The organism is Streptomyces coerulescens (genome assembly GCF_042657965.1).
Lineage (GTDB): Bacteria > Actinomycetota > Actinomycetes > Streptomycetales > Streptomycetaceae > Streptomyces > Streptomyces coerulescens.
Genome location: NZ_JBHSKM010000019.1, coordinates 783141 through 808881, shown reverse-complemented (window position 1 = coordinate 808881; position 25741 = coordinate 783141). Strand labels below are relative to the sequence as shown.

Genomic DNA, 25741 nt, shown 5'->3' with positions numbered 1-25741 from the left:
TTCGGATCAGGGAATTCAGGGAGACAGGACATGGCCAGCAAGGCTGAGAAGATCGTCGCCGGGCTCGGTGGCATCGACAACATCGAGGAGATCGAGGGCTGCATCACCCGGCTGCGCACCGAGGTCAGCGACGCCTCGCTGGTCGACGAGTCCGCCCTGAAGGCCGCCGGCGCCCACGGCGTCGTGAAGATGGGCACCGCCATCCAGGTCGTCATCGGCACCGACGCCGACCCGATCGCGGCGGAGATCGAAGACATGATGTGAGCCCCTGAGCTCACCGAGAGGGGCCTCTGCCCAGGCGACCGAAGCCGTGGGAGGGGCCCCTTCCGTATGGGGCTAGGCTCACGCCATGGCAGCTACCTCCTCAACGACCCGAATCGACGGGCGCACCCCCGAACAGCTCCGGCCGGTCACCATCGAGCGCGCCTGGTCCAAGCACGCGGAGGGCTCCGTCCTCGTCTCCTTCGGCGACACGAAGGTCCTGTGCACCGCCTCCTTCACCGAAGGCGTCCCGCGCTGGCGCAAGGGCAGCGGCGAGGGCTGGGTCACCGCGGAGTACGCCATGCTGCCCCGCGCCACCAACACCCGCGGCGACCGCGAGTCCGTCCGCGGCAAGATCGGCGGCCGTACGCACGAGATCAGCCGCCTCATCGGCCGCTCCCTGCGCGCCGTCATCGACTACAAGGCACTCGGCGAGAACACCGTCGTCCTCGACTGCGACGTCCTCCAGGCCGACGGCGGCACGCGTACGGCGGCCATCACCGGCGCCTATGTCGCGCTGGCGGACGCCGTCGCCTGGGCCCAGGGCAGGAAACTGATCAAGCCCGGCCGCAAGCCGCTCACCGGCACCGTGAGCGCCGTCTCGGTCGGCATCGTCGGCGGCGTCCCGCTCCTCGACCTCTGCTACGAGGAGGACGTGAAGGCCGACACCGACATGAACGTCGTCTGCACCGGCGACGGCCGCTTCGTCGAGGTCCAGGGCACCGCCGAGGCCGAGCCCTTCGCCCGCGAGGAGCTCAACGCCCTTCTGGACCTTGCCGTTTCCGGCTGCGGGGAACTGGCGGAGCTCCAGCGCAAGGCGCTTGATACCGTCCTCGAAAAGTAAAGGACGCGCCAAGAAGAGCCGCCGCGTCGGGCAACCACGCGGCCTTCCCCGGCGTCACTAGGGGTACGGGCGTACGGCACACCGCTGTACGCCCGGCCAGTGACCACGGGGGGCCTGCGAGGCCTTGTGCAGGGAGGGGAACGTCAAGCATGGCCACGAGCCGACGACGCCGGAGCCGGATAGCCGTAGCCGCCGCAGCCATCGCGGCAGTGGGGCTGACGGCAGGGCTGACCACCGGCTGCGACGCCGTCAACAAGGCACTGGACTGCGTCCAGACCGCCGACGCCATCGCCGACAGCGTCACGGAACTCCAGCAGGCCGTGGAGAGCGCCGCGAACGACCCGACGCAGCTGGAGGAGTCGCTGACCTCCATCGACAAGAACCTCGACAAGATCGGCGACAAGACCGACAACGCCGATGTGAACAAGGCAGTGGACGACCTCCAGCAGGCCGTCACCAACGTCCGCGACGCGGTCAAGAACGGCGACGAGACCCCGGACATCAGCCCGGTCACGGAAGCGGCGGGCGAACTGACGAAGGTCTGTACGCCGTAAACCACGGACACCGAGGCCGGGATACTGGACCCCATGACCCGTCTCATCCTCGCCACCCGTAACGCCGGAAAGATCTCCGAACTCCGGGCGATCCTCGCCGACGCAGGTCTCGATCACGAGCTCGTCGGCGCGGACGCCTACCCGGAGATCCCCGACGTCAAGGAAACCGGCGTCACCTTCGCCGAGAACGCGCTGCTGAAGGCCCATGCCCTGGCGCGGGCGACCGGACTGCCGGCCGTCGCCGACGACTCCGGGCTGTGCGTCGACGTACTGAACGGCGCCCCCGGCATCTTCTCGGCCCGCTGGGCGGGCAGGCACGGGGACGACCGCGCGAACCTGGAGCTGCTGCTGGCCCAGCTCTCCGACATCGACGACGCACACCGGGGCGCCCACTTCGCCTGCGCCGCCGCGCTCGCCCTGCCCGACGGCACGGAGCGGGTGGTCGAGGGACAGCTCCGGGGCGTCCTGCGACATGTCCCCACCGGCACCAACGGCTTCGGGTACGACCCCGTCCTCCAGCCGGAGGGGGAGAACAGGACCTGCGCCGAGCTGAGCCCGCAGGAGAAGAACGCGATCAGCCATCGGGGGAAGGCGTTCCGGGCGCTGGTGCCGGTCGTACGGGAACTGGTGGGTTGACTTCATGAAACGGACCCCGCACCCATGAGTCAGAGGTGCGGGGCCGCTTCTTCGTGTGCGCCCGGTCGGATTCGAACCGACAAACACGACCACCTAAAGATCGCCGCTCGGCCATTGGCGTACGGGCGCCGGGCCAGCTCTACCTTACTGGGCGAGAGTATGTCCTCGCTGACCGCCTCGGCACCAGGTACTGGTGACCGCATGACAGTTGGGGCACAACAGCCGCAGGTTCTCCCGCCGGTCGTCGCCCCAGTCCCCGTTGATGTGGTCGACCTCCAGCGTCATGGCCTTGCCGAGCCATTCGGGGCCGATTCCGCTCGGCGCACTTCTCGGGCACGCCCGCCTCAAGGAGTGCGCGACGTAGCAGGTGCGTTCTCGTCCGGCGCTTACCGTCGTGCCGGACCAGGATGTCCTCTGCACGCCTGACCGGAGTCGTGCCCGGCTTCCCGCGTTGATGCGCCTGTCCGAGGAAGTGCGTCGTGTCGAGACCGGCGGCTGCGATCCACTGGTGGAACAGCGCACGAAGCCGGCTGTTGTAGGGCTCCAACCCCAGCGCGCGGAGAGCGTCGGCGATGGAGGTCGTCGTCTCGACCGCACGGCGCAGCTCATCGTCGGCAGGTTTGGGACGCGACCCGGACGTGAGTCTACGACGTGGCATGTGGGAGACGTCGATCCCGAAGTGGTCGAAGCGTCGGAAGAGATGACGGCGGAGATTGCCGTAGGGCCGAGTGCCGAGGAACGCGATGACCTCGTCGATGTCCGAGCACTGTGCGGCGGCTTCGGCCAACCGCTCTCGGGTGTACTGCACCCGTCCGCTCATGCCCTGTCGATCCCGGCACGCCCTTTGGCGCGCCCACGGTAGTTGTCCGTCGTCGAATGGCAGTTGGGGCAGAGGAACCGGAGGTTCTCGAGCGGTTGTCCCGCCAGTTGCCGTCGATATGGTCGACCTCCAGCGGCATCGGGTGGCCCCGCCAGACCGCTTCCGTGCCGCAGAGTGCACACCGGTCCGGTACGCCCGTGCACATCATCGCCCACCTGAGGCGGTCACTCGGGATGCGCCGGGCGTGGCCGACCTGCTGCTCCACGAGGAGACGTTCAGGCGTGCGGGTGCGCCGGACCTCACCGCGCCGGGACGGCCTCTCGAAGTGCGAGGTGTCGATGCCGTATGCCCTGATCCGGCGGCTGATGTGGGTGTGATGTCCGCCCACGACCTCTAGCCCGAGACGGCGCAGCACCTCACACGTATTCTTCGAGGCCGACACCGCGGCCTGGAGGATCTCCCTCGTCCACTTGACCCCGTCGCGCTCGAAGTGCGACACGTCCACCCCGAGCTTCTTCATCCGCTCCCACACGTACCGCCGTGTCGAACTCTGCGGATCCACCCCCAACCGCCCCAACGCCTCTGACAGCGTCCGCGCCCCCCGAGCCGCCTCCTCCAGCCGCTCCTTGGTGTACGCGCTGGCGCCCATTCCAACCCCCGCTCTCGGTCACCTGTTCTTTGCTCGTACGGAGCAACGAACCGTATGTCGGACGGTGACGGCGGGGTTGGCGTGGCGTAGATCACTGGATGTGGAGTGAGGAGCGCAGGCCGGTGCCGGGGTGGGGCGGCCTGGCTCCTGGTGCGGGCATCTCCTTCAGATGCCCAGGTCCTTGATGATCTTCGCCACGTGGCCGGTCGCCCGCACGTTGTACAGCGCCCGTTCGACCCTGCCCTCCTCGTCCACGATCACCGTGGACCGGATGACGCCCATGTACGTCTTGCCGTAGTTCTTCTTCTCGCCGTACGCGCCGTAGGACTCGGTGACGGTCTTCTCCGGGTCGGCGAGCAGCGTGATCTTCAGGTGCTCCTTCTCGCGGAACTTGGCGAGCTTCTCCGGCTTGTCGGGGGAGACGCCGATGACGTCGTAGCCGGCGCCGGCCAGCAGCTCCAGGTTGTCCGTGAAGTCGCAGGCCTGCTTGGTGCAGCCGGGCGTCAGGGCGGCCGGGTAGAAGTACACGATGACCTTGCGGCCCTTGTGGTCCGTCAGGGACACCTCGTTGCCGTCGGCGTCGGGGAGGGTGAAGGCCGGGGCTACGTCCCCGGGCTGGAGTCGCTCGCTCATCGAACCAGCGTAACCGGGGAGCCTGACAGTGCGGTCCGGCGAGGAACTGACAGACTGTCCGGAAACAGCATCAGCTTCACTTCGGAGGCCGTACGGTGGCGGACACGTCGGACACCAGAACCCCGGCGCAGATCGAGGCGGACATCAAGGCCCGTCGCGCAGCTCTGGCCGAGACACTCGACGAGATCGGGGTGCGGGTGCACCCGAAGACGATCGTCGGCGATGCCAAGGCCAAGGTGGTCTCCAATATCGACCACACCCTCGGACGGGCCTATGTCGAGGTCAACCGGGTGGTGAGCGATGTGAAGGCCAAGTTCACCGATGACGAGGGTGCGCCCCGGCTCGAACGCATCGTGCCCGTGGCGATCGTCGCCGTCGGGCTCGTGGGCCTGCTGGCGCTGGGAACCCGGCGCCGCAAGGGCTGAGCGGCGGCGGACCCGGCGGCGTACGCGGGCGTCAAAGGCAGGTAGGTTCAAAGGCGTGAGCGCCAACAGAAACGAGCCCAGCACCCACCACGACAAGCTGCCCATCCGGATGCTGCACGACCGCGTACTCGTGCGGCAGGACACCGGCGAGGGCGAGCGGCGTTCCGGTGGCGGCATCCTGATCCCCGCCACCGCGGCCGTCGGCCGCCGGCTGGCCTGGGCCGAGGTCGTCGCGGTGGGACAGAACGTCCGCACCGTGGAGCCCGGCGACCGGGTCCTGTACGACCCGGAGGACCGTGCCGAGGTCGAGGTGCGCGGGGTCGCGTATGTGCTCATGCGTGAGCGTGATCTGCATGCCGTGGCCGCCGACCGGTTCGAGGGGTCGGAGGACTCCACGGGGCTCTACCTGTAAACCAACGGTCGAAGGGGCTGGTGACCATCGTCACCAGCCCCTTTCGCTGTTTCCTTTGCTAGCTTTGAAGGAACCCGACGAGACGCGCCGTACCGGGACTCAGGCAAAGACGACGCACCCCGTTCCACGTCGTACGTCTCGGAGGTGCCTGTCATGGCCTGGGTTCTGCTCGTCGTCGCCGGTCTGCTCGAGGTCGGCTGGTCGATCGGCATGAAGTACACCGACGGATTCACCCGGCTCGTCCCCAGCCTGTTCACCGGCGCCGGCATCGTCGCCAGCATGCTGCTGCTGTCCTACGCCGCGAGGTCCCTGCCCATCGGCACCGCCTACGGCGTGTGGGTGGGCATCGGGGCGGCCGGTGCCGCGGTGGTCGGCATGGTCGTGCTGGGGGAGCCGGCCACCGCCGCGCGGATCTTCTTCGTCTGTCTGCTGCTGGTCGCCGTGGTGGGGCTCAAGGCGACCAGCGGTCACTGAGCCCCGGCGCTCACGGGCGGCGGCCCGTGCTCAGCGTCCCGGCCGTGTTCCCGGACGTCCCTCCGCCGCCGGTGTCGGTTCCGCCGGTGGAGCTGTCCCCGCCGGTCGCTCCGCCGGTGTCCGTGCCGCCCGAGTCCGTGCCGCCGTCGGTGGTGCCGCCGTCCGTGGTGCCTCCGTCGGTGGTGCCGCCGGAGTCGGTCCAGCCGATCGCGCCGCCGTCCGTCGTGCCGCCGTCGGTGGTGCCGCCGTCCGTGGTGTCGCCCGTGGTGCCGCCGTCCGTCCCGCCCGGGGTCTCGCCCCCGGTCTGGCCCTCGGTGTCCTGGCCGCCGGTCGTCGTCTCCCCGGTGGTGCCGTCCTCGTCCTGGTCGCCGGAGTCCTCGTCGCCCTGGGTCGGGTCGGTCGTGGGGTACTGGGGCACGTCGGCGCCCTCCTGGAGCTGGAGGTCGAACTCGCCGACCGGCTTGTCCTTCAGGGCCTCCTTTGTGTACTGGGCCCAGATGTCGGTGGGCGCCCCGCCGCCGTTGATGCGGTTCAGGCCCATCGCGCCGTACAGCGACTTGTGCTTGGCGGTGACCGGGTCCTGGCCCATGACGGAGACGACGGTGGCCAGTTCGGGCGTGTACCCGGCGAACCAGGCGGCGGTGTCCTCCTCCGCCGTACCGGTCTTGCCCGCCGCGGGCCGGCCGGCGGCCAGGGCCCCGGTGGCGGTGCCGTTGTCCACGACGCTCTGCAGGACCGAGGTCGTGGTGTCGGCGGCCTCGCGGGTGACGACCTGGGAGGTCTTGCGCTCCGGCAGCTCGATGACGTCGGCGCCGTCCTTGGTGATCTTGTCGATCATCGTGTACGTGCCGTGCTTGCCGTGGTTGGCGAGCGTCGCGTAGGCCTCCGCCATGTCGAGGACACTGGCGGTCGCGGTGCCGAGGGCGATCGACGGATACGGCTGGAGGTCCGGGGTGTTGGTCGGCAGGCCCAGTTCGACGGCGGTGTCCTTCACCTTCTCCGGGCCGACGTCGACGGCCATCTGCGCGTACACCGAGTTCACGGACTTGTCGGTGGCCTGGCGCACCGAGATGTCGCCGTAGGAGACGTCGTCCTCGTTCGCCGGGTCGTAGGTGCCCGTCCAGCCCTGGACCGGGCGCTTGTTGGTGCCGTCGTAGATCGTGTTCGGGGTGATCTGGCGGCCGTCCTGGGTGGTCGAGCCGTTCTCCACGGCCGAGGTGAACACGAACGGCTTGAAGGTGGAGCCGACCTGGAAGTCCCTGCGGGTGGCGTTCGGGGTGTACTGCTTGACGTAGTCGATGCCGTTGTACATCGCGACGACCTTGCCGGTCTTCGGGTCGACGGAGGCGCCGCCCGCGCGGACGTAGGTGTCGACCTTGTTGTTCTTCTTGTCCAGCTTGGACATCAGCTGGTCGTTGACGGCGTCGACGAAGGCGTTCTGCTTGTCCTTCTGCAGGGTGGTGGTGATGCGGTAGCCGCCGGCCTCCAGCTCCTCCGCGCTGACGATCTTGTTCTGGGTCAGATAGTCCTTCACGATCTGCACGATGTAGCCGCGCTGACCGGAGAGGTTGGTGGAGGTCGCGGCCTCCTTCGGCATCGGGAACTTCATGCCGGCCCGCTTGGACTCGCTGAGCCAGCCCTTGGTGACCATGCCGTCCAGGACGTAGTTCCAGCGGGCCACGGCCGCGGACTTGTTCTCCGGGTGGGCGACGACGTCGTACTCGCTGGGCGCGTTGACCAGGGCGGCGAGATACGCGGCGCGGGCCGGGTCGAGGTCCTTGGCGTCCATGCCGTAGTAGGCCTGGGCGGCGGCCTGGATGCCGTAGGCGTTGCGGCCGAAGAAGCTGGTGTTGAGGTAGCCCTCGAGGATCTCGTCCTTGGTCTTCTCGCGATCGAGCTTGATCGCGATGATGAACTCCTTGGCCTTGCGGGTGACCGTCTGGTCCTGGCGCAGGTAGTAGTTCTTCACGTACTGCTGGGTGATCGTGGAGCCGGACTGCTTGCCCTTGCCGGTGGCGGTGTTCCAGGCGGCCCGCAGCATCGCCTTGGGGTCGACGGCGGACTCGGTGTAGAAGTCGCGGTCCTCGGCGGCCAGGATCGCGTGCTGGGCGTCCTTGGACATCTGGGCGAGGGTGACGTTCTCCCGGTTGACCTCGCCGTCGCGGGCGATCACCGAGCCGTCCGCGTACATGTAGACGTTGGCCTGCTTGGTCGCGAGGGCGTTGGCCGGCGGGATCTTGACCAGGGAGTAGGCCAGGAAGAACGCGCCGACGAGCAGCAGCGTGCCGATGACGAAGGTGCTCAGCACCATGCGCCAGGTCGGGATGATCCGCCGCCAGCCCGTCCTCTTCGGCCGCTTCGGCTTCCCGGTCGGCTGCTGTGGCTCGGCCTGCGGCTCTTGCGGCTGCGGCTCGTCACTCATCTCTGGCACGGACTCCTGTTTCGCGTCGTACGTTCCCGTACGCCCTCGTACGCCTACTGCGCCCCCATTGAAGACTCTCGCACCCGGCGTTCCGTTCCCGGAAACCGGCGCGTGTCCTGGAAAGTGAGCAGACTCATCCGCCGGGCGGGCCCGGAAAATGGCTGGCAGCCCCTCGTCCGCGCGCACTAGGCTCCTGCGCTTCGGTGCCGGGCGCGGGCGAGGAGGGCTGTGGATGTGGGCTCCGGGCGGTTGTACCTGGCCGTCGCGGTAGGCGGCTTCAGAAGGTACGCGACCTATCGGGTGGCCACGGCCGCCGGGGTGTTCACCAACACCGTCTTCGGCGTGATCCTCGTCTACACCTATCTCGCGCTGTGGGACCAGAAGCCGCATCTCGGCGGGTACGACCAGGCGCAGGCCGTCACCTATGTGTGGCTGGGACAGTGCCTGTACGCGACGCTCGCCATCCAGGGCGGCGGCGCCGAGAAGGACCTGATGGACCGGATCCGCACCGGTGAGATCGCCGTCGACCTGTACCGGCCGGCCGACCTCCAACTCTGGTGGCTGGCCGGGGACCTGGGGCGGGCGCTGTTCCAGATGGTCGGGCGGGGCGTGATCCCGTTCCTGTTCGGCGCGGTGTTCTTCCCGATGGCGCTGCCCACCGACGTCGTCCCGTGGGCGGCCTTCGTGGTCACGCTCCTGCTGGCGGCCGTCGTCAGTTTCGCGATCCGCTATCTGGCGGCCCTGAGCGTGTTCTGGCTGCTGGACGGCATGGGCGTCAACCAGGCCCTGATGATCACCGGGATCTTCTTCTCGGGCATGGTGCTGCCCCTGAACGCCTTCCCGGGCGTCTTCGGCGAGGTGGTGCGGGCTCTGCCGTGGGCGGCGCAGATCCAGATGCCCGCGGACGTGCTGATGGGGGAGACCGCGCCGCTCGGGGCGTTCGCCTTCCAGGCGGTGTGGGCGGTGGCGCTGCTGGCCGCGGGGCGGATCGTGCAGTCGGCGGCGACGCGTCGGGTGGTGGTGCAGGGTGGGTGAGCGGGGCGCCCTGCGCGAAGGGCTGCGGGCCTACCGGCTGATCGCCGCCATGTGGGTGCGCTCCAGCATGACCTACCGCACCTCCTTCGCCGTCACGGTGCTGGGGAACCTGCTGGTGACCGGCCTGGACTTCGTGGCGATCCTGCTGATGTTCTCGCAGGTCGACACGCTGGGCGGCTGGTCGCTGCCGGAGATCGCCCTGCTGTACGGGCTGTCGGTGACGGCGTTCGGGATCGCCGATCTGGTGCTGGGCTCGATGGACGTCCTGGGCGGCCGGATCCGCGACGGCTCCTTCGACACGCTGCTTGTGCGGCCCGCTCCGGTGCTCGCCCAGGTCGGCGCCGACCACTTCGCGCTGCGCCGCCTCGGCCGGATCACCCAGGGCGCGCTGGTCCTGGCGTGGGCGCTGGTGTCGGCCGGCATCGACTGGACGCCCGCGAAGGTGCTGCTGGTGCCGGTGATGCTGATCAGCGGGGCGGCGATCTTCGCGGCGGTGTTCGTGGCGGGCGCGGCCTTCCAGATACTCGCGCAGGACGCCGCCGAGGTGCAGAACGCGTTCACCTACGGCGGGACCACGCTGCTGCAGTACCCGCCCACCGTGTTCGGCAAGGACCTGGTGCGCGGCGTCACCTTCATGCTGCCTCTCGCCTTCGTCAACTGGGTGCCCGCCGCCTATCTGTTGGGGCGGCCGTACCCGATCGACCTGCCGGAGTGGACGGCCTTCGCCTCGCCCCTGGTGGCGGCGGTGTGCGGTGCGCTCGCCGGTCTGGCGTGGCGGGCCGGGCTGCGGTCGTATCGGAGTACGGGGAGTTAGGGGCAGGCCATGGCGGACGAGGCGTTCATCGAACTCGACGGTGTCGAGAAGGTCTTCGACGTGCGCAGGAAGACCGGTTTCCTCAAGCGGGAGCGGCGGCGGGTGCGGGCCGTCGACGCGATCTCCTTCCGGGTGGCACGCGGGGAGATGGTGGGGTACATCGGGCCGAACGGCGCCGGGAAGTCGACGACGATCAAGATGCTGACCGGCATCCTCACGCCCAGCGGCGGCCGGCTGCGGGTGGCCGGCATCGATCCCTCCCGCGAACGCACCCGGCTCGCGCACCGCATCGGGGTGGTGTTCGGGCAGCGCACCACGCTGTGGTGGGACCTGCCGCTGATCGACTCGTACAAGCTGATGCACCGCATGTACCGCATCCCCGACGCCCGTTACCGCGAGAACCTCGACCGGCTCGTGGAACTCCTCGACCTGGGCGAGCTGTTGGACGTCCCCGTACGGCAGCTCTCGCTCGGCCAGCGGATGCGCGGCGACATCGTGGCGGCGCTGCTGCACGACCCGGAGGTGCTCTACCTGGACGAGCCGACGATCGGCCTCGACGTCATCTCCAAGGCGAAGGTCCGTGACTTCCTACGGGAGTTGAACACCGAGCGCGGCACGACGGTGCTGCTGACCACGCACGACCTCCAGGACATCGAGCAGCTGTGCTCACGGGTGATGGTCATCGACCACGGGCGGCTGATGTACGACGGTCCGCTCGCCGGGCTGCACGAGGTGGGGGAGAGCGAGCGGACCCTGGTGGTCGACCTGGAGCGTGAGCTGCCGCCGATCGAGGCCGCGCCCGCGCGCGTGGTGAAGGTGGAAGGACCGCGGCAGTGGCTGGCGTTTCCGGCGGCCGAGTCGGCGGCGGTGCTGGTGGCGCGGATCGCGGCGGAGTATCCGCTGGTGGATCTGTCGGTGCGGGAGCCCGACATCGAGGCCGTGATCGCGAAGATGTACGCCGAGCAGGCGGACCGGACCGAGCGGGCGATCTCGTAGCCCCGGAGCAGGGTTGCTCGTAGGCTGCATACATGAGCGACGATGCCCCGGAGCTGCGTGCCTCCGACGCCGATCGTGAACGAGTCGCCGAGGTCCTGCGGGACGCCCTCGCGGAGGGGCGGCTCGACATGGAGGAGTTCGAGGAACGCCTCGACGCGACGTACAAGGCACGCACCTACGGGGATCTGGCCCCGATCACCCGGGATCTGCCGGTGGGCGCGGTGGCCGTGCCCAAGGTCGACATGGTCAAGAAGCCCGGGGCCGACGCCGGGAGTTGGAGCGAGAGGATCGTCGGCGGCGAGGGGTCCTCGACGTGGGGCGTCGCCGTGCTGTCGGGGTTCCAGCGCAAGGGACGCTGGACCGTGCCGAGGCGGTTCAACTGCTTCGCCTTCTGGGGCGGCGGGGAGATCGACCTGCGGCAGGCGAACTTCGCGGACGGCGTCGTCGAGATCAACTGCGTCGCGATCATGGGCGGCGTGGAGATCGCCGTGCCGCCCGGCGTCGAGGTCGAGGTGCGCGGGATCGGCATCATGGGCGGTTTCGACCACCGCGAGGACGGCGCGGCCGGGGATCCCGGGGCGCCCCGGGTGATCGTGACCGGGTTCGCCTTCTGGGGCGGCGTCGGGGTCGAGCGGAAGCTGACGCGGACGCAGAAGCAGGAGCTCCGTGAGGAGCGGCGCCGGGAGCGGCTGGAGCGGCGCGAGCAGCGGCGGGAGCTGCGCTCCTCCGCGCGTGACGAGCAGTACGAGGCTCATCGCGGGATGCTGGAGGAGCACCGGGACATGTGGCGGCATGCGCACGATGAGCGCGGCAGCCGCCGGCACAAGGGCCGGGAGCGGGACGAGGACTGAGCGGTTCCGGCGCCGCCGCCCGCCGAGCGGCTTGCCGCTACAACTCCGCCGGAGCCGAGCCCTTGAGGTCCTGCAGGTTGAACGACTCCGCCATCCGCTCGTAGCCCTTGTCGCTGGGGTGGAGGTGGTCCCCGGAGTCGTAGTCGGGGCGGAACTTGCGCGGGTTGTACGGGTCCCGCACGGCCTCGTCGAAGTCGGCGACCGCGTCGAAGACCCGGCCCGCGCGGATCTCGGCGTTGATCTGCTGACGCACGTTCTCGCGGGCGTCGGTGTAGCCCCGGTGGCCCTGGAAGGGCATCAGGGTTGCGCCGACGACCTTGATGCCGCGGGCGTGGGCCTGGCGGACCAGGGTGCGCAGTCCGTCGAGGATGCGCTGGGGGTCGGCGAGACCCGGGTTGCGCAGGATGTCGTTGACGCCGAGGTCGATGACGACGACCTTGACGCTCGTACGCGACAGCGCGTCGCGGTGGAAGCGGCCGATGCCCGCCTGGTTGTCCGCGGGGCGGCCGCCGCCGCTGGCGAGGATCTGGTTGCCGCTGATGCCCTGGTTGACGACGCTGTAGCGCGGCACGTCCTCGCCGGCCGCGATCGCCGCCCGCAGCCGGCGCGAGAGGACGTCCGTCCAGCGGCGGTTGGCGTTCTGGGTGGACGTGATGCCGTCGGTCAGGGAGTCCCCGAAGACCACGACGGTGCCCTGGGAGTCATGGCTGAGGACGTCCAGCGCGGTCAGGTACCGCCAGGCGTCGACCTGCCCGGTGTACGCCGTGCCGGTCAGGTCCTCGGTGAGGTCGCCCTCGGCGACATAGCTGGTCTGGCGCGCGTGCGGGTGGTAGGTCACCGGGCCGGACGGGGTGGGGGAGTAGGTGGTCACCAGGACGTCGGTGTCCGCCGGGATCGTCAGGCGCACGGCGTCGCTGAGCACCTGTCGGCCCGGCGGGATGACGACCGTGGGGCTTCCGCCGAAGGTCAGCCGGCGCATGGTGTCCGCGACCGCGGCCGCCGAGGAGGGGCCGGAGGCCAGTGCGAGGGACGCGTGCGTGATCGTCAGCTGGGACTGGCCGTAGAGATTGGACAGCGTGATCCGGGCACTCGTACCGCCGACGCCGGTGTGCACGACGTTGCGCACCGAGTTGCCCGCGAGGCCCTCCAGCTCGGTGCCGGGTTCGGCGCCGACCGGGGAGGCGGACCAGGCGCCCACCCAGATGCCGGTGGATGCCGGGGCGACGGGGCCCCGTCCCGAGCCGGTCTTGGTCGGGGCGCTCTTGCCGGTCGCACTGCCGTCGTCGGAGGCGACTCCGATGTATATCGCGGCGGAAAGCGTGACGATCAGGGCGATGATCGCGCTGAGCAAGGCATAACCGTTTCGCCTGGTCATGCGGTGCGTGTCTCCTCGGGCGGATGGGAGCCCGAGGCTCCGATGTGATCACCTCATGATGCGTCATGAGGCAGAGAGGAGTCGCACGGACCCCCCATTGGGCCGCCGGAGTTCATCCGGACTTCGCCATCGACCTCCCCCCACGGGACAGACGCCGGGAACTCTTGATTCGTTCCAGGAGTAGGTCAGGAAGGGACAATGTGTGCGGAGGATCCTGGACGGGTGGAGCGGAATGGAACGTACGAATCCGGAAGAAACGGCAACGCGTGACGTAGAGCAGCATGCCCGGCCGGACGCTGCCGGTAACCGGCGCGTCCCCGCATCGGCCGTACGTGCGATGGCCACGTTCACCGCCGCCGACCAGGAGAAGCAGCGCGGCGTACGACGGATGAAACTCACCGCGACCGGGCTGCTGCTCCTCGTCGCGCTGGTCTACGTCCTCGCCAAGGTCGCCGCGAACCAGGGCGCCGGCACCTGGGCCGGGTATGTCGCCGCGGCCGCCGAGGCCGGCATGGTCGGCGCGCTCGCCGACTGGTTCGCCGTCACGGCCCTGTTCCGCCGCCCCCTCGGCCTGCCCATCCCGCACACCGCGATCATCCCGACCAAGAAGGACCAGCTCGGCGTCTCCCTGGGGGAGTTCGTCGGCGAGAACTTCCTCTCCCAGGACGTCGTACGGCAGCGCCTGCGCGCCGTCGGCATCGGCAGCCGGCTCGGCGCCTGGCTGGCCGAGCCCGAGCACGCGGACCGGGTGACGGCTGAGCTGTCGGCGGCCCTGAGAGGCGCCCTGACCGTCATGCGCGACTCCGACGTCCAGGCGGTCGTGGGCGAGGCGATCACCCGGCGCGCCGACGCCCAGGAGGTCGCGCCCGGCATAGGGAAGATGCTGGAGAAGGTCGTCGCCGACGGCGGCCACAAGCGGGTCGTCGACCTCGTCGTCGCCCGCGCCCAGAACTGGCTGATACTGCACGACGACGAGATCATGGACGCCGTCCAGGGCGGCGCCCCCGGCTGGACCCCGAGATTCGTGGACCGCAGGGTCGGCGAGCGCGTCTACAAGGAGCTGCTGCGCTTCGTCACCGAGATGCGCGACATGCCCAGCCACCCGGCCCGCGGCGCCCTCGACCGGTTCCTCACCGACTTCGCCTCCGACCTCCAGTCCGACACGGAGACCCGCGCGCGGGTCGAGCGGCTCAAGGGCGAGGTGCTGGGCCGCGGCGAGGTGCAGGACCTGATCGCCTCCGCGTGGACCGCCGTACGCCGGATGATCGTCTCGGCGGCCGAGGACGAGCGCAGCGAACTGCGGCTGCGGGTGCGTGCCTCGCTGCTGTCGCTGGGCGCGCGGATGGCGGTCGAGCCACGGCTCCAGGCCAAGGTCGACAGCTGGGTGGAGGGTGCGGCGGTGTACGTCGTCTCCACCTACCGCAAGGAGATCACCTCCCTGATCACGGACACCGTGGCGAGCTGGGACGCCGAGCACACGACCAGGAAAATCGAGGCGCACATCGGACGCGACCTGCAGTTCATCCGGATCAACGGCACCGTGGTGGGCTCGCTCGCGGGACTGCTGATCTACACCGTGTCGCGGGCGCTGGGGGCGTAGGAAGCGCGGGCGGCCGGGCGTAGGGGCGCAGCTCGCGGGCACTCGGCGAGGGTTCGCTCGACGAGGAGGGAGCCCATGACCACCGCGCAGGCCGAGACCGGCCGTACCGTCACCACCGACATCCCCGCCCGTCTCGACCGCCTGCCGTGGTCGCGCTGGCACTGGACGATCGTGATCGGTCTCGGCACCGTGTGGATCCTCGACGGCCTGGAGGTCACGGTCGTCGGCAGCATCGCCCCCCGCCTGTCCGAGCCCGGCAGCGGCCTGCCGATCACCTCCGGCCAGGTCACCGGCCTGGCCGCCGCGCTCTACGTGGCCGGTGCCTGCCTGGGCGCGCTGTTCTGGGGCCGGCTGACCGACCGGTGGGGCCGCAAGAAACTCTTCATGATCACCCTCGCGGTGTATCTGGCGGCGACGGCCCTCACCGCGCTCTCGTTCGACACCTGGTGGTTCTTCCTGTTCCGCTTCCTCACCGGCTTCGGCATCGGCGGCGAGTACGCGGCGATCAACTCCGCGATAGACGAACTGATCCCGGCGCAGTACCGCGGCCGCGTCGACCTGATGATCAACGGCAGTTTCTGGCTGGGCGCGGTCGGCGGCTCGCTGCTGGCGATCGTCGCGCTGGACACGGCGATCCTGCCCGCGGACGTCGGCTGGCGGCTGACGTTCGCACTCGGCGCCGTCCTCGCGCTGGTGATCCTGCTGGTCCGGCGGCACGTCCCAGAGAGCCCGCGCTGGCTGCTGATCCACGGCCGCGACGACGAGGCGGAACGGATCGTGACGGCCATCGAGCGGAAGGTGGAGTCCGAGCGGAGCGAGCCGCTGCCGCGTCCCGAGGGCGAGCTCACCATCCGTCAGCGCCGGAGCGTGTCCTTCCTGGAGATCGGCCGCACGGTCTTCTCGAAGTACCGCAGGCGGGCGATCCTCGGCTTCTCCCTCTTCATCGGCCAGGCGTTCCTCTACAACGCCATCACCTTCGGCTTCGGCGCGATCCTGGCCACGTTCTTCGACGTGCCGACCGGTGACACGGGCTACTACTTCGCGGTCATCGCGGTCGGCAACTTCCTGGGCCCGCTGCTGCTCGGCAGGCTCTTCGACACGGTCGGCCGGCGCGTCATGATCTCGTCGACGTACCTGCTCTCGGGCCTGCTGCTGTTCGCCACGGCCTGGCTGTTCGACCAGGGCGTGCTCAACGCGACCACGATGACGGCCTGTTGGTGCGCGGTGCTGTTCTTCGCCTCGGCGGGCGCTTCGAGCGCCTACCTCACGGTCTCCGAGATCTTCCCGATGGAGACCCGCGCGATGTCCATCGCCTTCTTCTACGCCCTCGGCACCGCGGCCGGCGGAATCAGCGGCCCGCTGCTGTTCGCCGACCTCACCGGGACGGGCAAGGTCGGCGACACGGTCCTCGCCTTCCAGATCGGCGCGGCGCTGATGTGCCTGGCGGGCCTGGTCGCGGCCTTCTTCGCGGTCCGCGCGGAACGCCGCTCGCTGGAGGACATCGCCCGTCCGCTCACGGCGGTGGCATCGGGGACCGCCGGCGCCTCCGTCCTGCGTCCGGCTACGACTCCCGCCGGGCCCGGTCGCGGCGGCGCAGCAGGAGGACGCCGCCGGCGAGGGCGGTGACGCCGGTGGCGGCGGTCCAGCCGAGGAGGCCGTCCGTGCCGGTGGCGGCGAGGTCGTCACGGGAGGCGGAGGGGGCCGAAGGGGATGCCGTTCTCCCGGTCTGCGGCCGGGTATCCGACCCCGACCCGGTGCTGGCCGCCGCGGAGACGGACGGGGCCGGTGAGCCGCCAGTACCCGTACCCGAACCCGTACTCCCTCCCGTTGCCTTGTCCCGTGTGAACGCGAGCGTCCCGAAGCCCAGTTGGTCGTAGCCGCCGCTGTCGGGGCCGTAGTTCCCGCCGCCGCCCTCCGGGGCGGACCGGCCCGCGATCCGCGTGAGGTACGACGCCGAAAGGCCCCGGCGCCCGGTGTAGTGGTTGGCGATCATCGCCCAGATCGGGCGGGTCATCTCCGGGTTCACGGGCGCCGCCTCGGTCACCGTCTCCGATCCCGACCAGCCGTTGATCGCGCCCTTCCTGCGGGTGTTCGCCGTGAACGGAACCTCCGCGCCCATGGCCCACTTGGCCACGTACTGGGCGCCCTTGAGGAAGCGGTTGTCGTCGTAGCCGTACAGGTCGATGCCCTGGTTCCAGGCCATCTCGCAGACGGTGCCCATCAGGCCGACGCCGAGCAGCGCGTGCCCCTGGTCGCGGCCGGCCTCCAGCCACTCGCCGAGGCCGTCGTCGTACACGACGGGGATGGCGTTCCTGACCGAGCCCAGCCCCTCGCCGTGCTGGAAGTACTCCACCGCGCGGTCGACCTTCGCCCGGTCGTCGCAGTGGATGCCGATGGCCAGGACGCAGGCCAGACTGCACAGGTCCCAGTTGGTCCAGTAGTTGGTGACGACCGCGTTGTTGTGGTGGGCGAGGAAGCTCTCGCTCAGCGGGTGGAAGACGTCGAGCAGCATCTTCCGGAACCGCTCTGCCTCGAAGTCCTCGTGGTCGCGGACGAGTTCGGCGGCGTTGGCGAACTGGTAGCCGTACAGCCCGGCCGCCAGGAACCGGTCGGCGCTGCCCGCGACCTGCGTCAGCGTTCCCGACCAGGCGTTGAGGATCGCGACGGCCGTGTCGGCGTGCGCGCGCTCGCCGGTGATGTGCCAGCGCAGGGCGTTTTGGTAGGCGGCGTGGATGTCCTTGTAGAGCGCGGCGTAGTTCTGGGGAGAGCCCGCGCCTCGGTACACGACAGCGCTGGGCCGGGGCCGCCAGCCGCTCTGGGCGTGCGGGTTGGCGGCCAGCTTGGCGAAGCCGGCGGCATAGGGCTGGGCGCCCGCCTTCACTTTCTCGGCCATACGGTCCAGGTCGGCGCGGGTGTGCAGCAGGCCGGGATGCGCGAAGGAGACGCCGGCCGCGGCGGAAGCCGCAGTACCGACGCCGATGGCTCCGACGGCTCCGGCGGTCGCGCCCGCGGCCTTGAGCATGCTCCGGCGGCTGATCTGTCGTGTCACGTGGCTCATTCCTCGCGTGCCTGGGGCTGGGGACGGTGAGGAGACGGAGCCAGACTGCGGGTGATAACAAAAACTCCGGACACCGACCAAGGAGCCGTACCGATGACCATCCGCAGAATCGTCCCGAACATCCACGCCGGGTCCGAGGAGGCGATCGCGACGAGCCGCGACTTCTACGGCCGGCTCGGCTTCGAGGAGGTGATGGACATGGGCTGGGTGATGACCATGGCGTCCCCCGCCAACCCCACCGCCCAGATCAGCTTCTTCACCGAGGAACGCACGGGCCCCGTAGTCCCCGACCTGAGCGTGGAGGTCGAGGACGTCGACGCGGTGTACGCCCGGGTCGCCGAGTCGGGGGCGGAGATCGTACGGGAGCTCAGGGACGAGGAGTGGGGCGTACGGCGCTTTTTCGTACGAGACCCGGGTGGGCGCGTGGTGAATGTGCTGAGCCACGGTCCGGCCGCTGACCACGCATGATGCCGACCCGACCCGACCCGACTCGCCAAGCCCTGACGCAGACCTCAGCCCCGGCGGTCCGCCACCGCCCACGACGCCAGGGCCATCGCTCCTGCCACCCCGAACACCGCGGGCCAGGCGCCCACCTTCTTGGCGAGGGGGTGCGAACCGGCGAAGGCGGCGACGTAGGCGGTGGACAGTGCTCCCGCGGCCCTGCCGCCCGCCCGCTGCCGCCACTGCTGTGCGGCGGCGGCACCGGCCACGGCCAGCACGGCTCCGCCGAGCTGCCGGTTCTTGGTCCAGCGGGCCACGCCGTACCCGCCGACGAGCCCGCCCGCCGCGACCACCGCGCTGGGAACCCTGGCCATGTTGCCTCCAACCACTGCTGCCGGGCCGGCGACCCTTGCGGCCGGTCCCTGGACAACCGAGGCTAACCGGCCCGGCCCCGGCGGAACTCGGCGCGGGCCCGCAGCTCGGACACGTAGCCCGCGCCGATGGCGCACCCGGCGGCGGTGAGGGCGAGCGTCAGCACGCCCGGGTTCACATACCCGGGCACGGCACCCGTGTCGTAGCTCCCGCCGTCGCTCGTCTCGCAGACGAACCCGAGCGGGATGTACGTGACCGTGTAGTCGGTGATCTCGATGCCCCGCTGGTGCCGTTCCCACCAGCCCGCCGTACGGCACGACCGGGGCGGCGACGAGTCGGTGCCGCCGTCCTCCGCCACCATGACCGCACCGCACACGCCGAGCAGGCCCCAGGCGTACAGCGCGCACGCCCCGGCACCGGCGAGGGCGGCGAGACCGCGCAGCGTGCCGGGCGTGCCGGTGCGCCGGACGCGCCGGTCGGCCAGGGTGCGGCTGCCGTATCCGGTCAGACCGATCGCAGTGATGACGGCGATCAGCACGAACAGCAGGATCAGCAGGAACACCTGGCCTCCAGGGCGTGCGGGCGACGACGGGTGCGCCGAGTCCAACAGGGCCCGGCGCACCCGGCTGTGGTGGAGCCCACAGTTCCGGCAACAGGAGCGCTACAGGATCGGCGTCACCGGAGGCCGGTCTCACAGGGGTGTCACAGCACATCGGCCAGGCGGTCCACCTGATCCGGGTCGAGGCCGTAGCAGTAGAGCATCACCTCGTCGACGCCCAGATCGGCGTAGGCGGTGAGCGCGCCGCGGATCTCGGCGGGGGTGGTGAGCATGCCGTCGACCATGCGGTCGGGCGAGCCGGTGAAGGCGTAGTAGGCGTGCATGCGGGAGCGCGCGTCCTCGACCACCTCCCGCGGGCCGAGCGCGACGTTCACCTGGGCCACGAGACGGGGTTCGCCGTCGCGGCCGTACTCCTTCCAGAAGCCGCGGACGGTGTCGAACAGGCCGCCCGCCCAGGAGGGCGGCGCGGCGGCGAGGAAGCCGTCGCCCCAGCGGGCGACGCGTTCGAGGGCGGCGGGCTTGAAGCCGCCGAAGAGCAGCTCCGGGCCGCCGAGTCGGGCGGGCACCGGGCCGATCGGGCCGACGCCGTCGCCGTAGGGCTCGCCGTGCCACAGACGGCACAGCGTCGCCATCTGCCGGTCCAGGCGCCGGCCGCGGGTGCGCAGGTCGGTGCCGGTGGCCCGGTGGTCGTCCTCGCGGCCGCCGATGCCCAGGCCGAGGACGAGCCTTCCGTCCGTCATCCGGTCCAGGGTGGCGGCCTGCTTGGCCAGCAGGGCGGTGTCGCGCAGCGGGGCGAGCAGCACCTCGGTCTGGACGCGGACGCGGGTGGTGGCGCCGGCGAGGACGGCCAGCGCGACCAGCGGTTCGGGGTTGTCGTAGACGAGCCGGTCGAGCAGACCGAGCGTGCTGAACGGACCGGCGTCGGCGCGCCGGGCCCAGGTGAGCAGGGTGGCCGGGTCGCCGATGGGCAGGCCGATACCGACACTCGTACCGACGTTCATGAAGGGCCTCCGAAATGAGGGGTCGACAAAGTCAGTTGCCGCCCCCTCCGGCACCTCATCGAGGTGGGACGCTCCCGCTCTGCGGCGTGTCTCCGGGGAACGTCTCGTCGAAGTCGGCTCACGGTAGGGCGAGCCGACGCCGCGGTTCAAATCATTTTGTGCGCCGCGTCGGAGGCTGGGCCGAGGACTGACCCGTCGACTGACCCGCGATCGCCGTTACGAGCACGTCTACGCGTACATCTACGAGCACGTCTACGAGCACGTCTACGAGCACGTCTACGAGTGCGTCTACGCGTACGTCCCTGAGCGGGCGGCACGTTCCAGGACGACCGTCCGCAGCCCGCCCGCCCCGCTCTCCTCGTGCCGCACCCGCAGCCCGGCCGTGCGCAGCTGTTCCAGCACCCAGGCGTGGGAGAGCCGCAGCTTGCGGTAACTGCGGGCGGTCAGGGTCCAGTCGGCGCCGGTGCAGTCCCGGGTGTGGATCAGGTCGTGCACGACGACCGTGTAGTCGTTGTAGTCGTCCGGGTACTCCAGGAAACACGTCATGATCCGGTCCTCGGTGGCCCGTACCGGAAGGAAGCGGTCGGTGCCGGTGAGCGGGACCGTCAGATCGCGGTAGGAGAACACGGCCGCCCCCTCGGGCGCGAGGGCCGCGGCGACGTCGGTGAAGAGAGCGGCCACGTCGCCGCGGGTCGGCAGATGGGTCAGCGTGTCGCCCAGACAGACGACGGCCCCCGCCGACCCCGGCCGCACCAGTTCGCGCAGCGCACCCCGCACATCGGCCCGGACCAGCCGGACCGCCGGCAACTCCGCCGCGTACGCGGCGAGTTCGCCCAGCAGCGACCGGCTCAGATCGACCGCGAGGACGGAGTCGAAGCCCAGAGCGGCCAGCGCGAGACTGGCGTGGCCCGGCCCGCACCCCAGATCCACGGCCAGTGACCCGGCCGCCGTACCGATCGCCGACCCGGGCGTCACGCCCCACTCCGCGAGAGCGGCACGCTGCCCCGCCGCGAGGTCGTCGAGATCACCGCCGAGCATCCAGGTGTAGTGCTCGGCGAGGAAGCGGTCGTAGTGGTCGACGGCCTGGTCGGCCACGCGGTCGGCGGCCTGGTCGGCCACGCGGTCGGCGGCCTGGTCGGCCACGCGGCTGGCGGCCTGGTCGGCCACGAGGTTGGCGGCGGTCGTCATGGACGAGGGCTCCCTTCGGTCCGGCGGCGGCGAGTGAAATGTAGGCCCGGGAACGGAAGTTGGGCGTCTCGGCCGAACCAAATTCGGTGGCGCGGGAAGAATCACGGCCATGGACGACACTGATTCGGCGATCCTCACCCATCTCCAGCGCGATGCACGGCTGACCAACCGCGAACTCGCCCGCAGGGTCGGCATCGCACCCTCCACCTGCCTGGAACGTGTCCGCGCCCTGCGCGCCCGCGGAGTGATCACCGGCTACCACGCGGCCGTACAGCCACGTCTGCTGGGCCGCTCGCTCCAGGCCCTGGTCTTCGCCAAGCTGCGCCCTCTGAGCCGGGAAGTGATCTACGACTTCGAGAGCTATCTGACCCAACTCCCGGAAGTCGTCTCGGTGTTCGTGGTCTCGGGCGACGACGACTTCCTCGTCCATGTGGCCGTGCCGGACATCGAGCACCTGCACGCCTTCCTCATGGACCGCTTCAGCGCCCGACGCGAGGTGGTGACCTTCCGCAGCTCGGTGATCTACCGCCAGACGGGCACCCGCGTCCTGACGCCGATGAACGGGTCCCTCGCCGAGCCCCTGTGAGCCAGCTCACGCCTACCAACCCCCCACCCAACTACGAGAACTGACCTCACATCAGATTACTCAGTGTGACTCACGTCACCACCCTCCCGCTCATAGAAAGCGGATGCCGCGCCCCGCCGTACTGGCATGCTCATGCATGACTACTGGGGGGTAACCACACCACCGTCCGCGCCCCGCGCCGGACCGGTCGTACCGGCATGCCCGTCTCGACGACCCGCGTGCCGGCCCCCCATGCGTCACCTCCTGCAGCGCACCCCCATACACCGCTCCCGAGGAACACGCGTGCACAGACCCAAGTTCAAGAGCCACGCCCTGCTGTCGGCGATCGCTCTCGCGGCCGTACTGACCACCGGCTGCTCCACCTCCTCGACCACCACGGACGCGGCGGCCTCCACGGCTTCAGAGAGCCCCGAACCCGCCGCGGCCCAGGAACAACTCGCCGTCGTTTCGGCCCCGTCCGGTGCGGCCACCCCCACCGCCGTGGCCGACGGCGACGGGGGAGGAAGGGCGAAGAAGTCCTCCCTCAAGGTCGCCTCGTACGACCGCAAGACCGGCCGGGCCGTCATCTCCTCGCCGCCGGTCACGAAGCCGACGGCCACCCCATCGCCGACCCGGTCGACCAGCACCCCCACCGCCCCGTCCGCCGATGCCCCGGCCGCCTCGGCCGCCCCGTCCTCCCGCCCTTCGGCCCAACCCCCGGTGGCCGTCGGTGACATCATCGCCAGCGCTCCCGCCCCGGGCGCCCCCGACGGCGTACTGGCCGAGGTCACGGACGTCGTAGGCACCGCGGAGAACGGCGGTACGGCCGTCGAGACGGAACCGGCGAAGCTCAACTCCGTGCTGGGCGCGAGCAAGGCCGAGGGCGAGGTCCCGGTCGACCCGTCGTCCGTCGACGTCAAGCCGCTCGTGAACGGCGTGAAGGTCTCCTGGGCGAAGACCGGCGACCTCCACTTCGGCCCGGAGGGCGCGAAGCTCCCGCTGGGCAGCCTGCGGATCGACGTCGGCGCCGCGGTCGCCACGGCCGAGGGCGCCCCGGCGTCGGCGGCCGCGTCCGTGGAGGGCTTCGTGCAGTTGGCCCCGGAGGTCGCGTTCTCGTACGACGGCTCCGAGGCATCGGCCGGCTCGGACAGCTCCGCCTACTCCGACGCCGCCGACGCGTCCGAGGGTGCGGACAACTCCGCCGACTCCGACTCCGACCAGGGCAAGGGCACCTCCCCGGACGCCGCCTTCCTGGGCCTCTCGGGTGACTGGGCCTCCCAGTGGTCCCTGAAGGGCCGCGCGGCCGGCTCGACCGACGGCCGGCCGATCCGCCTCCCCTTCGCCGAGCTCCACGCCGACCCGGTGATCCAGGTCGGCCCGATCCCCGTCGTCGTCAACCTCGACCTGACCTGCTACATCCAGGTGAACGCGGACGGCAAGGTCACCGTCGATGTCGAGCAGGACCTCAAGGGCGACTTCCGCGTCGGCGGCAGTTTCTCCTGGGCCAAGGGCTGGGCCCCGGTCAGCGAGTCCGACATGACGGGTGAGCCACTGAAGACCAAGGTCACGGCGGCGGGCGACGTCAAGGCGGCCCTCGGCGCCGAGGCCACGGTCGGTCTCTACGGCACGGTCGGCGTCACCGCCGATCTGGCCCCGTACGTCCGCGCCCACGCCGACGCGTCGGCCGAGGGTTCCGCGGACGGCACGGGTTCGGCGACCGGCGCCTACGCCATTTACGGCGGCGTGGACCTGACCGGCACCCTCAATTTCCAGCTGACCATCTTCGGCACACCCGTCTTCCAGACGAAGATCCCGCTGGGCGCCCTCCACCACGAGTGGCTCCTGACGGAGGGCAAGGCGACGACGACGGCGGGCCCGCCGCCGACGAAGTCCGGCTGACCGCCCACACGCACCGCACTCATGACGCGGGCCGCACCCGCCAACAGAACTTGGAGCGGCCCGCGTCGGCGTTCCAGCGTGTGTTTGTGGGCCGATGAGGCCGTACCGGACGAGTCAATCGTCCGAGCCCGAGCCCGACCTCGACTTCCCCGAGCTACGGGCCAGCGTCCCCACCACCTCGGCCAGCCCCAGGGTCACGCTGGAGACCACGCGCACCCAGCGCGGGCTGCCGCCCCGAGACGCCCACACGACACACACGCATCCCCCGACGACGAGCAGCAGCACGCCGACCAAGACGAGCACGATCACGCTCATCCCCCTCTTCCTCCAGTACGGACGCCGTCATCCTCTCAGCCGATACGACGGCCGTACGGGAAGGCGAAGACGAGGGGGCGAAGACGAGGGGGCGAAGACGAGGGGGCGAAGACGAGGGGGCGAAGACGAGGGGGCGAACCTCGTCCGACCGATCTCAGGACCGCAGGGGGATCCGCAAGTACTGCCGCTTCTTCTCATCCCGTTCGACGACGCCGAGCCGCAGCAGTTCCCCACGCAGCTCCCGGGCGTCGTCGGCGCCCTCGTCCTTCTCCCGGGCCGCCGCACGAGCCCTCAGCAACGCGTCCGCCCCCTCGGGCAGTCCGGGCATTCCGGGCACCCAGCGCCGGAAGTCCCTCCGGTGCGGGTCCTCGTCCGCCCACCGGTACCCGTGTGCGGCGAAGGCCTCGGCCAGCCGTGGCCAAGGCAGACCGCACTCCTCCCGGGCGATCTCCATGCCATCCGGCCCGAGCAGCACCAGTTGCTTGCCGTCCCGCACCACCAGGGCGATCTCCTCGCGCCGGAACTCCTGCGACGAGTCCCTGATGCCGAGCACCACACGGTCGGCGGACACCCGCACCGACAGCGCCTCGTGCACCGCGATGACCCCGACCACCAGGCCGAGCACCGCCCCCACCCCGACGGACCCGACGCTCTGCCAGGGCTCCGGCACGGACGCCAGCAGCTCGGCCGGCCCCTGCAGGGGAGCCCACGACCACGTCACGAGCCACTCGGCAAGAAGGGTGACCAGCCCGCCGGCAACGGCCCCGAGCGCCGTGCAAAAGAGCGTCAGAACCCAAGCCGATTCGGCGAGGACGGCGTCATCCCGCACTGCGGGGCCATTGGCCGAACGGCCCTTCTTCAAAAGATCCCCCGTACCCCGCATAGCCCCCACACTCACGATCCCGCTTCTCCGACGACGTTGGCCCCGGCCACCGGACGAGCTGCCCCGGCACCGTGCCGAGTCTCGAACAAGGCCACAGACCCTGTCATCGTCCATTGGTCTACGGCGCCCGAACTTTGGTAGGCGCGGCGCCCCCCGGACCGAAGACATGCCTCGGCGCCCGGGCGTGGGCCCGGGCGCCGAGACGCAATCAGCTGGCTACGTAACACAATCCGCTGATGGTCAGTGGTGTCCGCAGCTGGAGCCGATGTGGTTGTCGTTCTGCCCACCTGGATCGCCATCGCCGTTGAGCAGGTTGCCCGCCAGGCCGTTGGCGATTCCGATGTTGTTCAGGAGGGCGATGTTCTGGTCGTGAGACCGGCAACCGTGGCCGTCAGCGGGCTGGGCGGCCGCGGTGCCGGTGGCTATGAGGCTCAGGGACCCGACCATCGCGGCCGCGAGAGCGGCCCTCTGAAGCTTGCGCATGTCTCCTCCTTGGTTTGAGTAGAGCGCACCACTAAAGATCTACTTAGCGCTCTTTTCGGAGGCTAATCCGATATGTCCCGCAGCGCTCATCGAAGCTGCCATACGGGCCACGGCCATGAGGGGCAATCAGTTCTTCACCGCCCGGCGTGAGCCCCCATCAGCTATGCGGCCCGGCC

At 70.2% G+C, this 25741-nt stretch carries 27 protein-coding genes, 1 tRNA gene, 2 pseudogenes and 1 riboswitch; of the genes and pseudogenes, 16 read left to right on the top strand and 14 right to left on the bottom strand.

Translation table 11 applies throughout. The features are described 5' to 3' along the window. Positions 1-30 precede the first annotated feature (30 nt). The 4 genes from ACFPQ9_RS26840 (at position 31) to rdgB (ending at position 2295) form a co-directional block, all read left to right on the top strand. Entirely contained in the window at positions 31-264 is a 234-nt protein-coding gene (locus ACFPQ9_RS26840) for a PTS sugar transporter subunit IIB (protein ID WP_030945941.1), read from the top strand. Between the two features lie 85 nt (positions 265-349). Further along, on the top strand, positions 350-1105 hold the full coding sequence (gene rph / locus ACFPQ9_RS26835) for a ribonuclease PH (protein ID WP_380858295.1): 756 nt from the start codon (positions 350-352) through the stop codon (positions 1103-1105). Between the two features lie 149 nt (positions 1106-1254). Further along, positions 1255-1659 carry a hypothetical protein gene (locus tag ACFPQ9_RS26830; RefSeq protein WP_380858292.1) on the top strand — a complete coding sequence of 135 codons (405 nt, stop codon included), beginning with the start codon at positions 1255-1257 and terminating at the stop codon, positions 1657-1659. Between the two features lie 33 nt (positions 1660-1692). Beyond that, positions 1693-2295, top strand: a complete 603-nt coding sequence (gene rdgB / locus ACFPQ9_RS26825) for an RdgB/HAM1 family non-canonical purine NTP pyrophosphatase (RefSeq protein ID WP_380858289.1) — start codon at positions 1693-1695, stop codon at positions 2293-2295. A gap of 56 nt (positions 2296-2351) precedes the next feature. Here rdgB and ACFPQ9_RS26820 read toward each other — a convergent pair. The 4 genes and pseudogenes from ACFPQ9_RS26820 to bcp all read right to left on the bottom strand — a co-directional run bounded on the left by ACFPQ9_RS26820 (position 2352) and on the right by bcp (position 4397). Next, positions 2352-2424 (bottom strand) — tRNA-Leu (locus tag ACFPQ9_RS26820). 15 nt (positions 2425-2439) lie between these two features. After that, positions 2440-3115 (bottom strand): annotated as a pseudogene (locus ACFPQ9_RS26815) (HNH endonuclease). Then, a pseudogene (locus ACFPQ9_RS26810) lies at positions 3112-3764 on the bottom strand (HNH endonuclease). The pseudogenes ACFPQ9_RS26815 and ACFPQ9_RS26810 overlap by 4 nt, the downstream one beginning before the upstream one ends. Positions 3765-3929: 165 nt before the next feature. Beyond that, the gene (gene bcp / locus ACFPQ9_RS26805) at positions 3930-4397 is read right to left on the bottom strand and encodes a thioredoxin-dependent thiol peroxidase (protein ID WP_380858286.1); all 468 of its coding nucleotides are present in this window, start codon (positions 4395-4397) and stop codon (positions 3930-3932) included. A gap of 95 nt (positions 4398-4492) precedes the next feature. Here bcp and ACFPQ9_RS26800 point away from each other — a divergent pair, with 95 nt between their 5' ends. The 3 genes from ACFPQ9_RS26800 to sugE all read left to right on the top strand — a co-directional run bounded on the left by ACFPQ9_RS26800 (position 4493) and on the right by sugE (position 5708). Continuing rightward, positions 4493-4822, top strand: coding sequence for a DUF3618 domain-containing protein (locus ACFPQ9_RS26800; protein ID WP_380858283.1), 330 nt, complete (start codon positions 4493-4495; stop codon positions 4820-4822). A gap of 55 nt (positions 4823-4877) precedes the next feature. Next, complete coding sequence (locus tag ACFPQ9_RS26795) at positions 4878-5234, top strand: GroES family chaperonin (RefSeq protein ID WP_380858280.1); 357 nt, start codon at positions 4878-4880, stop codon at positions 5232-5234. Positions 5235-5282: 48 nt separating this feature from the next. After that, positions 5283-5353, top strand: a riboswitch (guanidine-III (ykkC-III) riboswitch). A 34-nt stretch (positions 5354-5387) separates the two neighbouring features. Next, positions 5388-5708: a quaternary ammonium compound efflux SMR transporter SugE gene (gene sugE / locus ACFPQ9_RS26790; protein ID WP_020132220.1), complete on the top strand. Its 321-nt coding sequence runs from the start codon at positions 5388-5390 to the stop codon at positions 5706-5708. Between the two features lie 10 nt (positions 5709-5718). Here the strand turns inward: sugE and ACFPQ9_RS26785 are convergent, their stop codons facing one another. Then, positions 5719-8130, bottom strand: a complete 2412-nt coding sequence (locus ACFPQ9_RS26785) for a transglycosylase domain-containing protein (protein WP_380858277.1) — start codon at positions 8128-8130, stop codon at positions 5719-5721. A 234-nt stretch (positions 8131-8364) separates the two neighbouring features. Here ACFPQ9_RS26785 and ACFPQ9_RS26780 point away from each other — a divergent pair, with 234 nt between their 5' ends. Genes ACFPQ9_RS26780 through ACFPQ9_RS26765 form a run of 4 tightly spaced genes read left to right on the top strand, consistent with a single transcriptional unit; the run spans position 8365 to position 11826 of the window. After that, the gene (locus tag ACFPQ9_RS26780; protein WP_380858701.1) at positions 8365-9165 is read left to right on the top strand and encodes an ABC transporter permease; all 801 of its coding nucleotides are present in this window, start codon (positions 8365-8367) and stop codon (positions 9163-9165) included. Further along, positions 9158-9979 (top strand): ABC transporter permease, encoded by an 822-nt coding sequence (locus ACFPQ9_RS26775; protein ID WP_380858274.1) that lies wholly within the window; start codon positions 9158-9160, stop codon positions 9977-9979. The genes ACFPQ9_RS26780 and ACFPQ9_RS26775 overlap by 8 nt, the downstream gene beginning before the upstream one ends. A gap of 9 nt (positions 9980-9988) precedes the next feature. Next, entirely contained in the window at positions 9989-10975 is a 987-nt protein-coding gene (locus ACFPQ9_RS26770) for an ABC transporter ATP-binding protein (RefSeq protein WP_380858271.1), read from the top strand. A 32-nt stretch (positions 10976-11007) separates the two neighbouring features. Beyond that, positions 11008-11826, top strand: coding sequence for a DUF1707 SHOCT-like domain-containing protein (locus ACFPQ9_RS26765; protein ID WP_380858268.1), 819 nt, complete (start codon positions 11008-11010; stop codon positions 11824-11826). Between the two features lie 37 nt (positions 11827-11863). On the opposite strand, the gene ACFPQ9_RS26760 is transcribed toward ACFPQ9_RS26765, so the two are convergent. Next, complete coding sequence (locus ACFPQ9_RS26760) at positions 11864-13201, bottom strand: SGNH/GDSL hydrolase family protein (RefSeq protein WP_380858265.1); 1338 nt, start codon at positions 13199-13201, stop codon at positions 11864-11866. A gap of 232 nt (positions 13202-13433) precedes the next feature. Between ACFPQ9_RS26760 and ACFPQ9_RS26755 the strand changes: the two genes are divergently transcribed. Further along, a complete protein-coding gene (locus tag ACFPQ9_RS26755; RefSeq protein ID WP_380858262.1) occupies positions 13434-14801 on the top strand; it encodes a DUF445 domain-containing protein in 1368 nt (455 codons plus the stop codon). 75 nt (positions 14802-14876) lie between these two features. Beyond that, entirely contained in the window at positions 14877-16427 is a 1551-nt protein-coding gene (locus ACFPQ9_RS26750) for an MFS transporter (protein WP_380858259.1), read from the top strand. Here ACFPQ9_RS26750 and ACFPQ9_RS26745 read toward each other — a convergent pair. Beyond that, positions 16363-17859 carry an alginate lyase family protein gene (locus ACFPQ9_RS26745; RefSeq protein WP_380858256.1) on the bottom strand — a complete coding sequence of 499 codons (1497 nt, stop codon included), beginning with the start codon at positions 17857-17859 and terminating at the stop codon, positions 16363-16365. The genes ACFPQ9_RS26750 and ACFPQ9_RS26745 overlap by 65 nt on opposite strands. A 93-nt stretch (positions 17860-17952) precedes the next feature. On the opposite strand from ACFPQ9_RS26745, the gene ACFPQ9_RS26740 reads away from it, so the two are divergent. Continuing rightward, positions 17953-18327: a VOC family protein gene (locus ACFPQ9_RS26740; RefSeq protein ID WP_380858253.1), complete on the top strand. Its 375-nt coding sequence runs from the start codon at positions 17953-17955 to the stop codon at positions 18325-18327. Positions 18328-18371: 44 nt separating this feature from the next. Here the strand turns inward: ACFPQ9_RS26740 and ACFPQ9_RS26735 are convergent, their stop codons facing one another. The 4 genes from ACFPQ9_RS26735 to ACFPQ9_RS26720 form a co-directional block, all read right to left on the bottom strand. Then, complete coding sequence (locus tag ACFPQ9_RS26735) at positions 18372-18674, bottom strand: hypothetical protein (protein ID WP_380858250.1); 303 nt, start codon at positions 18672-18674, stop codon at positions 18372-18374. Positions 18675-18736: 62 nt separating this feature from the next. Beyond that, positions 18737-19234: a hypothetical protein gene (locus tag ACFPQ9_RS26730; protein ID WP_380858248.1), complete on the bottom strand. Its 498-nt coding sequence runs from the start codon at positions 19232-19234 to the stop codon at positions 18737-18739. 140 nt (positions 19235-19374) lie between these two features. Further along, on the bottom strand, positions 19375-20232 hold the full coding sequence (locus tag ACFPQ9_RS26725; RefSeq protein WP_380858245.1) for an LLM class flavin-dependent oxidoreductase: 858 nt from the start codon (positions 20230-20232) through the stop codon (positions 19375-19377). Between the two features lie 288 nt (positions 20233-20520). Continuing rightward, complete coding sequence (locus ACFPQ9_RS26720; protein ID WP_380858242.1) at positions 20521-21420, bottom strand: class I SAM-dependent methyltransferase; 900 nt, start codon at positions 21418-21420, stop codon at positions 20521-20523. A gap of 109 nt (positions 21421-21529) precedes the next feature. On the opposite strand from ACFPQ9_RS26720, the gene ACFPQ9_RS26715 reads away from it, so the two are divergent. Together ACFPQ9_RS26715 and ACFPQ9_RS26710 are read left to right on the top strand one after the other, a co-directional pair. Beyond that, on the top strand, positions 21530-22006 hold the full coding sequence (locus tag ACFPQ9_RS26715; protein WP_380858239.1) for an Lrp/AsnC family transcriptional regulator: 477 nt from the start codon (positions 21530-21532) through the stop codon (positions 22004-22006). 282 nt (positions 22007-22288) lie between these two features. After that, on the top strand, positions 22289-23884 hold the full coding sequence (locus ACFPQ9_RS26710; RefSeq protein WP_380858236.1) for a hypothetical protein: 1596 nt from the start codon (positions 22289-22291) through the stop codon (positions 23882-23884). A 114-nt stretch (positions 23885-23998) separates the two neighbouring features. Here the strand turns inward: ACFPQ9_RS26710 and ACFPQ9_RS26705 are convergent, their stop codons facing one another. From ACFPQ9_RS26705 to ACFPQ9_RS26695, 3 genes are all read right to left on the bottom strand, one after another. Further along, positions 23999-24199 carry a hypothetical protein gene (locus ACFPQ9_RS26705; RefSeq protein WP_380858234.1) on the bottom strand — a complete coding sequence of 67 codons (201 nt, stop codon included), beginning with the start codon at positions 24197-24199 and terminating at the stop codon, positions 23999-24001. 154 nt (positions 24200-24353) lie between these two features. After that, positions 24354-25082 carry a YqeB family protein gene (locus ACFPQ9_RS26700; protein ID WP_465269584.1) on the bottom strand — a complete coding sequence of 243 codons (729 nt, stop codon included), beginning with the start codon at positions 25080-25082 and terminating at the stop codon, positions 24354-24356. Between the two features lie 240 nt (positions 25083-25322). Further along, the gene (locus ACFPQ9_RS26695; RefSeq protein ID WP_380858228.1) at positions 25323-25565 is read right to left on the bottom strand and encodes a hypothetical protein; all 243 of its coding nucleotides are present in this window, start codon (positions 25563-25565) and stop codon (positions 25323-25325) included. Positions 25566-25741 lie beyond the last annotated feature (176 nt).